Source organism: Lentzea sp. NPDC004789, assembly GCF_053601075.1.
This window is the reverse complement of record NZ_JBSGBE010000008.1, coordinates 1-12160: the sequence shown is the minus strand read 5'-3', so window position 1 is coordinate 12160 and position 12160 is coordinate 1. Positions and strand designations below refer to the sequence as shown.

14 protein-coding genes are annotated in these 12160 nt (G+C 72.2%); 6 read left to right on the top strand and 8 right to left on the bottom strand.

Features of this window, described 5'->3' with window-relative positions:
* Nucleotides 1-120: 120 nt before the first annotated feature.
* Nucleotides 121-348 (bottom strand): SHOCT domain-containing protein, encoded by a 228-nt coding sequence (locus tag ACWEIJ_RS19860; RefSeq protein ID WP_449838644.1) that lies wholly within the window; start codon nt 346-348, stop codon nt 121-123.
* Nucleotides 349-553: 205 nt separating this feature from the next.
* On the opposite strand from ACWEIJ_RS19860, the gene ACWEIJ_RS19855 reads away from it, so the two are divergent.
* From ACWEIJ_RS19855 to ACWEIJ_RS19840, 4 genes are all read left to right on the top strand, one after another.
* Complete coding sequence (locus ACWEIJ_RS19855) at nt 554-1123, top strand: CBS domain-containing protein (RefSeq protein WP_449838643.1); 570 nt, start codon at nt 554-556, stop codon at nt 1121-1123.
* On the top strand, nt 1120-1998 hold the full coding sequence (locus ACWEIJ_RS19850) for a universal stress protein (RefSeq protein WP_449838642.1): 879 nt from the start codon (nt 1120-1122) through the stop codon (nt 1996-1998). The genes ACWEIJ_RS19855 and ACWEIJ_RS19850 overlap by 4 nt, the downstream gene beginning before the upstream one ends.
* Nucleotides 1999-2134: 136 nt before the next feature.
* Entirely contained in the window at nt 2135-2407 is a 273-nt protein-coding gene (locus ACWEIJ_RS19845; protein WP_449838641.1) for a universal stress protein, read from the top strand.
* On the top strand, nt 2404-3015 hold the full coding sequence (locus tag ACWEIJ_RS19840) for a CBS domain-containing protein (RefSeq protein WP_449838640.1): 612 nt from the start codon (nt 2404-2406) through the stop codon (nt 3013-3015). Before ACWEIJ_RS19845 ends, ACWEIJ_RS19840 begins: the two co-directional genes overlap by 4 nt.
* A gap of 23 nt (nt 3016-3038) precedes the next feature.
* Here the strand turns inward: ACWEIJ_RS19840 and ACWEIJ_RS19835 are convergent, their stop codons facing one another.
* Nucleotides 3039-3584, bottom strand: coding sequence for a hypothetical protein (locus ACWEIJ_RS19835; RefSeq protein ID WP_449838639.1), 546 nt, complete (start codon nt 3582-3584; stop codon nt 3039-3041).
* 112 nt (nt 3585-3696) lie between these two features.
* Here ACWEIJ_RS19835 and ACWEIJ_RS19830 point away from each other — a divergent pair, with 112 nt between their 5' ends.
* Entirely contained in the window at nt 3697-4257 is a 561-nt protein-coding gene (locus ACWEIJ_RS19830) for a TetR/AcrR family transcriptional regulator (protein WP_449838927.1), read from the top strand.
* Between the two features lie 211 nt (nt 4258-4468).
* On the opposite strand, the gene rph is transcribed toward ACWEIJ_RS19830, so the two are convergent.
* A complete protein-coding gene (gene rph, locus ACWEIJ_RS19825; protein ID WP_449838638.1) occupies nt 4469-7069 on the bottom strand; it encodes a rifamycin-inactivating phosphotransferase in 2601 nt (866 codons plus the stop codon).
* A gap of 209 nt (nt 7070-7278) precedes the next feature.
* Here rph and ACWEIJ_RS19820 point away from each other — a divergent pair, with 209 nt between their 5' ends.
* The gene (locus ACWEIJ_RS19820; protein WP_449838637.1) at nt 7279-8301 is read left to right on the top strand and encodes an LLM class flavin-dependent oxidoreductase; all 1023 of its coding nucleotides are present in this window, start codon (nt 7279-7281) and stop codon (nt 8299-8301) included.
* A 31-nt stretch (nt 8302-8332) separates the two neighbouring features.
* On the opposite strand, the gene ACWEIJ_RS19815 is transcribed toward ACWEIJ_RS19820, so the two are convergent.
* The 5 genes from ACWEIJ_RS19815 to ACWEIJ_RS19795 all read right to left on the bottom strand — a co-directional run bounded on the left by ACWEIJ_RS19815 (nt 8333) and on the right by ACWEIJ_RS19795 (nt 12004).
* Nucleotides 8333-8602, bottom strand: a complete 270-nt coding sequence (locus tag ACWEIJ_RS19815; protein ID WP_449838636.1) for a hypothetical protein — start codon at nt 8600-8602, stop codon at nt 8333-8335.
* A 130-nt stretch (nt 8603-8732) separates the two neighbouring features.
* Nucleotides 8733-9383: a hypothetical protein gene (locus ACWEIJ_RS19810; RefSeq protein ID WP_449838635.1), complete on the bottom strand. Its 651-nt coding sequence runs from the start codon at nt 9381-9383 to the stop codon at nt 8733-8735.
* A 34-nt stretch (nt 9384-9417) separates the two neighbouring features.
* Complete coding sequence (locus ACWEIJ_RS19805; RefSeq protein WP_449838634.1) at nt 9418-10059, bottom strand: RNA polymerase sigma factor; 642 nt, start codon at nt 10057-10059, stop codon at nt 9418-9420.
* Nucleotides 10060-10263: 204 nt separating this feature from the next.
* A complete protein-coding gene (locus ACWEIJ_RS19800; RefSeq protein WP_449838633.1) occupies nt 10264-11028 on the bottom strand; it encodes a trypsin-like serine protease in 765 nt (254 codons plus the stop codon).
* Between the two features lie 76 nt (nt 11029-11104).
* Entirely contained in the window at nt 11105-12004 is a 900-nt protein-coding gene (locus ACWEIJ_RS19795) for an NADP-dependent oxidoreductase (protein WP_449838632.1), read from the bottom strand.
* Nucleotides 12005-12160: the final 156 nt, after the last annotated feature.

The window sequence follows — 12160 nt, the reverse complement described above, 5'->3', positions numbered from 1 at the left end:
TCGTGCTCCAGGCCGGGCCGGAAGTCGTGGAAAGTCCACTCGTCCTGCGCTTGCGGCCGGAAACGGCGGAGGCGGGCGGCGCCCGGCCGGTGTCCGGTGGCGTGCCGTCACCTCCGTCCGTCAGCGGGAGCGCAGGGTCCTGCGGACCCGCTCGAACTCGTCGGTGTCGATCTCGCCCCTGGCCAGCCGTTCCTCCAGGATCCGCAGCGCGGAGCCGTCGTCGCGGTCACCGTTGCGGCGCAGCAGGGTCACGCCGACCGCGATCAGGCCGCCGAAGAACAGCAGCGTGAACAGCGCCATCATCAGGAAGCCGCCCCAGCCCATCGGGGTGTCGTAGTACCAGTGCACGGTGTGCTCCTCACTCGCTGAGCTCCGGGACTCCAGCGTGGAGCGCCGCCCAGGTCCGCTCGCAGAGTCCAACGGCCCGCGCCGAGTGAGTCCCTTCGCCCTGATCGCGGGAACACGCACCAAGGGCCCGGGCGGTGCGGGACCAACGGCCGCGTACACCGGCCTGAGCCGTTCCTAGGGTCGGGACGCGGAAAGGAGAGACGCCATGCGTGCTCGCGACATCATGACCAGTCCGGCGATCACGGTGACACCGGAGGTGCCGGTGCGCGGCGTCGCGGCGTTGCTCGTGTCGCACGGGTTCACCGCGTTGCCGGTCGTGGACGACGACAAGAGGTTGATCGGCGTCGTCACCGAAGCGGACCTGCTGCGCAACGGCTACCTCGACGAGAACGGCGGCAGGACCGCGGGCGAGGTGATGAGCAGCCCCGCCGTGGCGATGGACGCGGACGCGCGGGGGAGCGTGATCGCCCGTGTGCTCGTGGACGACCGCATCCGGTGCCTGCCGATCGTCGACGGCTCCGCGGTCGTCGGCGTCGTGACCCGCCGCGACCTCGTCCGTGCGCTCGCCCGCACCGACACGACCGTTGCGGCGGAGGCACAACGCGTGCTCGACCTCTACGGCGGAGGTCGCAAGTGGACGGTCGTGGTCACCGACGGCGAGGCCGTGGTCGGTGCCGGCAACGCCGACGACGAGACCGAACGCGTGCTCACCGCGCTCACGGGTGCCGTGCCCGGAGTGCTGCGCGTCCGCGTGGTGACGGAGGGAAAGCGATGAAGGGACCCGACGCCCCGGTCGTGGTCGGTGTGGACGGCTCGTCGTCGGCGCTGGCCGCCGTGAAGTGGGCCGCCGACGACTGCGCCCGCCACCACGCCCCGTTGCGGCTGGTGCACGCGTACTCCGTGCCCGTGCGGGGATATCCGGAGATCATCCTGACCGGCAACGAGATCCGCCAGGCGATCGAGGACCAGGCGCGGACGTGGCTGGCCGAGGCCGTCGCCGCCGCCCGTGCCGTGGCACCGGACGTCGAGGTGAGCACCGAGGTCGTCAGCGACAACGCGGCGCACACGCTGATCCACGAGTCCTACGACGCGCGGCTGCTGGTGCTCGGTTCGCAGGGACTCGGCGACGTCACCGGCCTGCTGGTCGGCTCGGTCGCGCTCGCCCTCGCCTCGCACGGCAAGTGCCCGACCGCGGTCGTCCGCGGCACCTCGGTGCCCGATGGCCCGGTGGTGGTCGGTGTGGACGGCTCGCCGACGAGCGAGGCCGCACTGGCGTTCGCCTTCGAGGCCGCCTCGATGCGCGGCTGCCCGCTGACGGCGGTCATGTGCTGGCAGGACTTCATGGTGGAAAGCGCGTACAGCGCGTCGCGGTTCACCGTGGGCTGGGGCCAGGTCGAGGCGGACGAACAGCGGTTGCTGGCCCAGCACCTGGCCGGGTGGCAGGAGAAGTACCCGGACGTCGCCGTCCACCGCGTGGTGCTGCGGGACCGTCCGGTGCGGGCGCTCATGCGTTATGGCGCGGAGGCGCAGCTCGTGGTGGTGGGTAGCCATGGGCACGGCGGGTTCGCCGGTATGTTGCTCGGGTCGACGAGCCAGGCGCTCGTCTACAACGCGCCGTGCCCGCTGGCGATCGTCCGACCGGCAGAGTGAGAGGAACACCGGGGCGGCCTTCCCGTGGTGGGGAAGGCCGCCCCGGCCTGTCCGCGGCCGGGTGGGACGAAGGTCCCGAGTGCCGCAGGCCTCCGGCCACTCGCCGGTGAGCACGCCGGCCGAGAGGCTGAAGTGCATGAGCGACAACGAGTCCCGGCCCGTGGTGGTCGGTGTGGACGGATCGGCGGCCGCGCGGGCGGCGTTGGAATGGGCCGTGCAGGACGCACGTCGGCGCGGGTGCCGCGTCGACGCGGTCTGCGCCTGGCGCGCGGACTACGGCGGGATCGTCGGGCCGCTGCCCGCCGAGGTCTGGCGGGAGCTCTCGCCGCAGGCGTTCAAGGCCGCCCAGGAGAGAGTGCTCGCCACCCGCGCCAGACCGAGATCTTCGGCTGAAGGAGCACGCACATGAGGACCAGAGACGTGATGACGACCGAGGTCGTGGTGGTCGGCCCGGAGACCGGTGCCCGTGACGCGGCCCGGCTGCTGGCCGGCCGCGGCTTCACCGCGCTGCCGGTGGTCGACCCCGCCGGCACGTTCGTCGGCGTCGTGAGCGAGGCCGAACTGCTGCGCGACCGGCTTCCGGAGGACCCCCGCCGGCTGGTGCACGGCGAACCGCCCGTGCCGCGGCACGCGCCCGGCGATGTCGTGGCGCAGGTGATGACGAAGCCGACCGTGACGGTCACCCCGAACACCGACCTCGCGGAGGTCGCCGACCTGATGCTGGAGCACGGCGTGCGCAGCGTCCCGGTCGTGCACGAGGGCCGCCTCGCCGGCATCGTGACCCGCCGCGACCTGCTCCGCTCGATCAGCCGCGAGGACTGGATCATCGAGGCGGAGATCCGGCACCGCCTCGGCGTCCTGGGCGCCGCGCACCGGTGGCAGGTCGAGGTGCACGCCGGTCGCGTGTCCATTGTGGACAGCATGGACGACGCGACCGACCGGCACGTGGCCGAGGTGCTGGCGCGCGCGGTCGCCGGGGTGACCGACGTCCGCTTCACCGCACCGGAACGGGTCTGAGCCGTTGGTGGACGGGGGCCGAGCTACGCGCGACCGAGCCGCAGTGCCGACACCAGGAAGAACACGCCGCCGATCGCCGCGTAGCCCGCGAGGTTGCGCAACGTCGCGTCCGCGCCACCGGCCTGCACGATGAACGACGTGCCCGCGAGCGTGGAGATCGCGCCGCTGACGATCATCGGCCACTGCCCGCCGAGGCTCCGGCGAACCAGGCCCGCGGCCAGCTGCGCGAGCCCGGACACGATCGCCCAGGCACCCCACACGCGCAGCACGGCCGGGATGCCGGACGTCACGGCGAAGGCCAGGCCCGCTCCCGCCAGGGTGCTGACGGCGATGTTGGCGTAGAGGGCCGCCGATGCTCGTCCGGCCCCCGACCGGCGGCTGTCGACGACGATCGCGGCCACGTCGAAGAGCGGGTAGAGGACCAGCAGCGCGCCGCTGACCGGGCCGATCCCGGTCGCGGTTCCGGTTCCGGTGAAGAACAGCAGCACCGCCCAGGCCAGGGCGAAACCGAAGCGGACGAGGTACAGCGTGCGGAGGGCGGGGGCGAGGTTGGCGGTGCCGAGGCTCACGGGTCGTCCTTGGGGTAGGGAGAACGTTCTTTCTACCTGGAGGCTGTCAGCGGCCGCCGCGGTTGTCAAGAACGAACGTTCTCTCTGCTAGCGTGGCCGGGTGACCCGCACCGTGTCCGACGCCCGCCTGCGCCTGCTCGGCACCGCCGCCCGGCTGTTCTACGCGGAGGGGCTGCACTCCGTCGGGGTGGACCGCGTCCTCGCCGAGGCGAAGGTGACCCGCGCGACGATGTACCGGCACTTCGCCGGCAAGGAGGAGCTGGTCGTCGCCTACCTCGGGGAGGCGGACCGCGCGACCCGCGCACAGGTCGACGCCGCCGTGGCCGCAGCCGCGGACGACGCCGACGCCGTGCGGGGGGTCGCGCGTGGAATCGCCGAGCACATCCGCACGGCGGGTTTCCGCGGCTGCGCCTTCCTCAACGCCGCGGCCGAGTACCCCGACCCCGCCCATCCCGTGCACCAGGCGGTGCTGGCACACCGCCAGTGGTTCCAGGACACCGTGACGAGCCTGCTCGCGCGGGTCGGCGAGGCTCCCGCCGAGCCCGACGGCAGGCACTTCGTCATGCTGCGCGACGGGGCGATGGCGGCGGGCTGCCTCACCGACCCCGGACCGGTCGGTGACACGTTCGTCGCCGCGGTGGAGGGCATTCTGCGGTCACGCCTGGCCGCGTGAGCCTCGCGCCTCGCCGACTCCGGACCGGTGGGCGGCACGTTCGTCGGCGCGGTCGAGGGCATCCTGCGGTCGCGCCTGGCCGCCTGTACCTCGCGCTTCACCGAGACATGTTGGTCGCCGCGGTGGAGGGCATCCTGAGGCCACGCCTGGCCGCGTGAGCCTCACGCCCCGGCCCCGGACCGGTCGGCGTTCACGCCTGGCCGCCTGAGCCTCACGCCTCGGCGAGGATCTCCACGTACCCGTCCGTGCCGTTGACCCGGATCCGCTGCCCGTCGGCGATCAGGCGGGTGGCGTGCTCCATCCCGACCACGGCCGGCAGGCCGTACTCCCGCGCGACCACCGCGCCGTGCGTCATCAGGCCGCCGACCTCCGTCACCAAACCCGAGATCGCGACGAACAACGGCGACCAGCTGGGGTCCGTGTGCGCGGTGACGAGGATGTCGCCCGGTTCGAGGTCGGCGTCGGCCATGTCCAGGACCACGCGGGCCCGGCCCTCGACCGTGCCGCCGGACACCGCCAGCCCGACCAGCGCCCCGGCGGGCACGTCGTCGCGCCGGTACGTGCCGGTGATCGCCTCGCCGTCCGACGTGAGCACCCGCGGTGGCGTCAGCGACTCGTAGGACCGGAACGCCTCGCGGCGCCCGCGGATGAGCTCGCGATCGGCCTCTCCGGTCCGCACGACGTCCTGGAGTTCCTGGAACGTCAGGAAGAAGACGTCCTCCGTCTCGTCGATCACGCCGGACCGCACGAGCCGGTCGGCCTCGCGCAGCACGGCCTGCTTGTAGACGAAGTAGCGGCTGATCATGGCGTACTTCGGGTACTCGCGGTAGCCGATGAACGTCCGCACCCGGTCGATCATCTGCTTGGTCTCGTCGGCCTTCCGGTCACCGTCGGGGAGGAGACGCAGGCGCTCCAGCAGCTCCTGTTCCTTGCGCGACGCCTGCTGCCGTCCGTCCTCGAAGCGACGCGCACTCTCACCGGGCTCGAAGTTGCGGACGTTGGTGAGGATCATCGGCAGCAGCGCGGCCGGGCGCTCGCTCCACCGCGGCCTGGTGATGTCGATCTCGCCGACGCAGCGCATGCCGTACCTGTCGAGGTAGCCCTCGATGGCGGCGCGTGCCTCCGGTCCGCCCGGCAGCTTGCCGAGGTCGTCCAGGAAGTCGTCGTCCGAGACGTTCTGCAGGAACGCGACGACTTCCGCGTGCGGGCGGATCGCGTCCGCGACGTCGAGCAGCGCGAGGCCCATCTCCGACGTGACGTTGTGCGGAGCCGACAGCGTGAGGGTGTCGGCCGCGTTCTTCTCGCCGAGCCACTCCCGCAGGTTGTCGTTGAGCCACCAGGTCGCCTGCATGCCCGCCATGACCGCCTGGCTGCTGCGCGGGTCGAACAGGATCCGCCGCAGCTCCTGGAAGTCCGCCAGGACGAAGTCGAGCAGCTCGGTCCCGGACTTCTGCCCGATCTCGCGCTTCAGCACCGCGATGGACGCCTCCGCGTTGGCGATCAGCTCGGTGACGACGTCCGGATCGGTCTCGATGGTGGCCGGCGCGACACCGGGGATCGCCTGGCCGGGGCCCTCGTCCGGCAGCGACGGGACGAAGCCGTCGCGGTCGAGCACGGTCCGCAGCGCGTCACCCATCAACGTGTCGGAGTTGCCCGCGACCCCGAGGAACCCGGCGCGGCTGGCGGGCCTGCTCAGGATCGGGGTGACGTCGACGAACAGGCGCCCGCCCGCCACGGCCATGGGACGGGGCGTGGTCAGCTGCCACACGGACAGGCCCAGGGGCTTCATGGCGTCGGTCATCATCTGCTGGTGGCCGACGGAGACGTAGACGTGGTTCTCCTGGTCGTCGGTCTCCGGCACGGGGAACAGCGTGGTGATCGCCCGGCTCTGCACGACGTGGAACCCGTCGTCGTCCAGGCACCACTCGATGTCCTGCGGCCGCCCGAAGTGCTGCTCGATCCGCCTGCCCAGCGCGGCCAGCCGCAGGACCTCGTCGTCGGTCAGCGCCGCCTGCTCCCGCTGCGCCGGGTCGACCGCCTGCTCCTGCGTGCCGCCGGAGGGCAGGGCGCGGATGGCGAGCTTCTTCGCGCCGACCGTCCGTTCGACGATCTCGCCGTCCCTGAGCCGGTAGACGTCCGGGTTGATCAGCCCCGACACCAGGGCCTCACCGAGACCGAAGCCGGCCTCGACGCAGACGACCTTGCGATTGGACGTGGCGGGGTCGGCGGTGAAGAGCACCCCGGCCGCCCGCGGGAACACCATTCGTTGCACGACCACGGCCATGTGGACCCTGCGGTGGTCGAAGCCGTTGCGCAGCCGGTAGGTCACGGCCCGCTCGGTGAACAGCGAGGCCCAGCACCGGCTCACGTGCCGCAGGATCTCCTCGGGGCCCACGACGTTGAGGTACGTGTCCTGCTGTCCCGCGAACGACGCCGTCGGCAGGTCCTCCGCCGTCGCGCTCGACCGCACGGCGCAGGCGGCCTGCTCACCGAGGCGGGCGACGGCGGCGGTGATCTCCGCCACCACGTCGCCGGGGATCACGGCCTCCTCGATCGCCTGCCGGAGCTGCGCGTTCGTCGCGCGGATCGCCTGCTGGTCGGCCGCGTCGTGCAGCTCAAGCCGGCGCAGACCGTCCTCGATGGACGGTGTGTCCCGCACCACTCGCCGGAACGCGTCCGTGGTGACGCAGAAGCCCGGCGGTACCTGGACTTCGGCGATGCGCGACAGTTCCCCCAGGTGTGCTCCCTTGCCTCCGGCCACCTCGATCCGCGTCCGGTCGACCTCGTCGAAACCCAGGACATAGCTGGTCATCTGCTGCCTTCCCCCGATGAATCCCTGTGCGCGACGCAACCCACTGTGCGCCAAGGCGGGAGATTCTGCGGCACGACACGGGTCTTGCCGCAAGCCCCGGGGTGCGCTATATGTTGAAGTGGGAGGGAGAGCGGATCTCCTTCCCTTTGTCGTTTGTGGAGCCCGTGCAGCCTGGAATGCCGGAGCACACCGGAAGCGTTGTGCTCGGTATGAAGAAGATCGGGTTTCTGTCGTTCGGGCACTGGTCGGACAGCCCGCACTCGCAGACGAGGTCCGCGGCGGACACGCTGTTGCAGTCGATCGACCTGGCCGTGGCCGCCGAGGAGCTGGGCGCGGACGGCGCCTACTTCCGGGTGCATCACTTCGCCAGGCAGCTCGCGTCGCCGTTCCCGCTGCTGGCGGCGATCGGGGCGAGGACGGAGCGCATTGAGATCGGCACCGGCGTGATCGACATGCGCTACGAGAACCCGCTGTACATGGTCGAGGACGCCGGGTCTGCCGACCTCATCGCCGGCGGCAGGCTGCAGCTCGGCATCTCCCGGGGATCACCCGAGCAGGTCGTCGACGGGTGGCGGCACTTCGGCTACCAGCCCGCCGAGGGCGAGACCGAGGCCGACATGGCCCGCCGGCACGCGGAGGTCTTCCTGAAGGCGCTGGAAGGCGACGGGTTCGCGCGGCCCAACCCGCGGCCGATGTTCCCGAACCCGCCCGGCCTGCTGCGGCTCGAACCGCACTCACCCGGCCTGCGCGACCGCATCTGGTGGGGCGCCGGCTCCAACGGCACCGCCGTGTGGGCGGCCGAGCAGGGCATGAACCTCATGAGCTCGACGCTGAAGTACGACGAGGGCGGTGCGCCGTTCCACGTGCAGCAGGCGGAGCAGATCCGGGCGTTCCGCAAGGCCTGGACCGAGGCCGGGTGGGAGCACGAGCCGCGGGTGTCGGTGTCGCGCAGCATCTTCGCGCTCACCACGGACCTCGACCACGCGTACTTCGGTGATGACGGCGAGAGCACCGACCAGGTCGGGTTCATCGACGGACCGAACCGGGCGATCTTCGGGCGCTCGTACGCGGCCGAGCCGGACGTGCTGGTCGAGCAGCTGGCCGGCGACGAGGCGATCGCGGAGGCCGACACGCTGCTGCTCACCGTGCCGAACCAGCTCGGGCCGGACTACTGCGCGCACGTCATCGAGAACATCCTCGTGCACGTGGCACCGGCACTCGGCTGGCGCTGACAGTCCACTCCGGACAGCACGTGCGGCCGAGTCAGACGGCGCGGCAGCCGGGAACCCACCGCGGTTCCCGCGCCGCGACGGTGGACAGGAACGGCCGATCCGCGCACAGTCGCTGTTCGGCCGCCAGGACGTCGGCCTTGAGCTCCTGCAGGAAGAGGGCGCCCGGCATCAGCGCCACGATCTCCCGCTGGCACGTCGTGCAGCGCGTGCTGTGCCGCCGGAACTCGTCGGTCTCCTCGGTGGTGAGCAGACCGAGCAGGTAGCTGCCGGCGGACAGGGCGTGCGGACAGGCGTCGGGCACGGGCTTCTCTCCACGTCTGGTGCGGCGGGAAGGGGTGGACGAGCGGCGGCGTGAGGGGCAGGCCGCCGCCCGTCCCGGAGCGGGCGACCCCGGTGGGGGAGTGCGGGGTCGCCGGAGGTTCCGGTGCTGGTCAGCGGTTCGGGTGCGTGGGACGGCCGGGCTTGTCCTGCGCGTGGCCGGGCTTGCCCGGCTGGTCCGAGAGCAGGTCGGCGCAGAAGGCGGGGACCCGGTCGGCGCCGCCCGCCGCCGATTCCAACGCGCTGAACGCGGGGTTGTCGTGCGCCTTGCCGTGCTCGGCGCCGGCGCCCGCGGTGTAGGCCTGGCACAGGCCCTTGAGCGACGGGGTGGGAGACGGGTGGTCGTCCCGCTTCTCCTCCTGCGCCTTCGACGTCGCAGGGCTGGTGACGGACGTCGTGCTGACGACGTTCGTGTTCACCGGGGTCGTGGGCTCCACGCGGTGCTGACCTGGCAACGTGCCCGTGGCGGCGGCCAGTGCGATGCCACCGGCGGTGAGCGCCGCGGCCCCGGCGATCTTCACCGAGAGCAGGTTGGCCAGGGCGATCTTGAGCATCCGGGGTCTCCGTCGCTGAGGGGCTGCGGCGAGACGAGCGTCGCGGAACGCCGCCACGGCGACCTGCTCACCGGCCAGCTCCCGGTCGCGGGCCGGGGCGGACGCCGCCGCGAGCAGGTCGCTCACGCGGTCGTGCCCGGGAACCGGTGCGCCGCGCAGCAGATGCTCCGCGGTGCGCCGGTCGATGCGGCGGGAACGGTCGGTGCTCATCTCACGTCCTTCAGCGTCAGGGCTCCGTTTTTTGTCACTCCGAAGGTGTTTTCCCTGGTGGGGTGAGGTGCTCTGCCAGTGCGCGCAGGCCCCGGTACGCCGCCGTGCGGACGGCTCCCGGCCGCTTGCCGAGCACCTTGGCGGCGGACTTCGCGTCGAGACCGACGACGACCCGCAACAGCACGGCTTCCGCCTGGTCGCGCGGCAGCCTGGCGATCATGGCCAGCGCGGCGCCGGTGGCCGCCGAGTCCAGTGCCGCCTGGGCGGTGTCCGCCGGTGCGGCGGGTTCGGCCACGTCCTCCACGGCCGCGCCCACGACCGGCCGGCGCTGCTGTTTGCGCAGGTGGTCGAGTGCGCGGTTGCGGGCGATGGTGGTCGCCCAGCCGCGGAACCCGTCGAGGTCACCGCGGAACGAGCCCAGGTCCCGCGCGATCTGCAGCCAGGCGTCGGACGCCACGTCCTCGGCGTCGGCCCCGACCAGCACCTGGAGGTACCGCAGCAGCTTCGGCTGGACGTCCCGGTAGAGGGCTCGGAAGGCGTCCTCGTCACCGCGCCGTGCCGCGGCGAGAACCGCGTCCGCGGTGGAGATCTCCGCTCTGGTGCGCCGCGGTGACCATGCGAGACCGGACATCTCACCGCTGTCGCCGAACCCGGCCGCACTCTGCACGCGCGGCATCCTGAACGAACCTTCGCGCTGTGCCAAGCCCTTGCGATCGGGCCGGATGTGTGCGATGGAACCCGATCACCGTCCACACCGGACGCGCGCTTCGGTCCGGTGTGGACGGTGTGGGATCAGGGCAGGGTGACGAACGGGCGCAGGAAGTCCCTCGCTCCCGGGGTGTCGAGCCGGTAGACGACGTTCGTCGCGTAGCAGGGCGTGTCACCCGTGATCGTCGTGGCCGCGAGGATCAGCCTGCCGTTGATCGTGGCGAAGTTCGGGCCGCCCGAGTCGCCGTAGCAGGCACCGCCGTTGCCCTGCGGAGCGGTCATGGCGAGCCGCACCCAGGCGTTGTTCAGCGCGTTGAAGGTCACCGGCGCCTTCATCCGGACGCCACCACCCGGGGTGGGTCTGACCGCCGGGGCCGCGGTGGGCCTCCTGCGTGCCGTAGCCGGCGACCAGCCACGGCGTGTCGTCGAGTCCCCGCGGGCCGAGCTCGCCCAGCCGGTTCGCGGTGGGCAGCGTCGCCGGGGTGAACGACCAGCGCGCCTTCATCTGCTGCGCGGACACCTCCACCACGGCGATGTCGTGCGGGTCGTCCGCCGGGCCGGGGTAGGCGGGATGGGTGTGCGCGGTGCCGGGCACCGCGACCGCGGCGGCGATCTGCGCCGGGGTGCCGGTGGCGTGGTCCAGTGCGGCCTGGACGTCCTGGTCCAGCGACACGAAGAAGTGCACGTTCGCCGGCCAGTCGCTGGTGCAGTGCGCGGCGGTGAGGAACGTGCCGGCGTCGATCATGGTCCCGCTGCAGACCCAGTCGACGCGGTCCGGGGTGGCCGGGTTGTCGTCGTCGTCCCAGGTCGCGATGAGGGCACCGACCTCGGTGCGCTCGGGTGCGGGAGCGGCGTTGTAGGAGTTGATCGCGGACGCGGGCAGCACGGACGCGACGAGAACCGCGGTGGTGACCGCGGCTGCTCTGATCAGACGCATGGTGATGCCTCCTTCGACGGCGTGCGCGGATTCAACCTCCGCACACGCTGCGAGAACAGGCTTCACAGATGACGGCTCACAGCGTGATGAGCACCTTTCCCCGAGTGTGCCCGCCCTGGACGTGCGCGTGCGCGTCGGCGGCCTTCTCCAGGGGGTAGCTCGCCTCCACGTGCGGCGTGTAGGCACCGGCCGCCCCGAGCCGGGACGCCTCGGCGAGGTTCGCGGCGGCGTTCGCGTTGCCGGCGACGAGCGCGACACCGAGGGCGGCGGCGCCGAAGTCCGCCACGGTCGCGACGCGCGAGGCGTCGCCGACCAGCGCGACGATGTCGGCCAGCGAGCCCGAGCCCGCGGTGTCGAGCGCGGCGTCGACCCCGTCCGGCGCGACGGCGGCGACCCGCCCGGCCAGCCCCTCGCCGTAGGTGACGGGCAGTGCGCCGAGGTCGCGCAGGAAGTCGTGGTTGGCCTCGCTCGCCGTGCCGACCACCGCGGCGCCGCGGGCGACCGCGACCTGCACGGCGGCCGACCCGACGCCACCCGCCGCGCCCTCGACCAGCACGGTCCTGCCGGAGAGGTCGCCGAGGGCGTTGAGGCCCTCGATCGCGGTCGCGGAGACCAGACCGGCCGCGGCGGCCTGCTCGACCGTCCAGTTGTCCGGCACCGGCGCCCACGCCGTGAGCACCGCGTACTCGGCGGCCGTGCCCTGCGACAGGCCGAACACGCGATCACCGGCCGCGACACCGGTGACGCCGGCACCGACCTCGTCGACGACACCGGCCGCGTCGCTGCCGGTGATCGCGGGGAACGTCGTCGGCATGTACTCGGCCAGGTAGCCGGCCCGGATCTTCCAGTCGACCGGGTTCACGCTGGCGGCCTGGACCCTGATCCGGACCTCGCCGGACCCGGCGTGCGGCTCCGGCGCCTCCTCGACTTTGAGGACGTGCGGGTCGCCGAACTCGTGGAAACGAACAGCGCGCATGGCGGTGCACCTTTCAGGGGTAGGGATCGGGAGAACACCCCTGCAGGGCGGGCAGGTCCATACCGGCTTCGGCCCCAGTGAAGCGATGTACACGGTGGGCAGCGACTTCACCATTCCCGGCTCGCACTCGGCGGGTCTGCGCTTCCACGGTTCCGC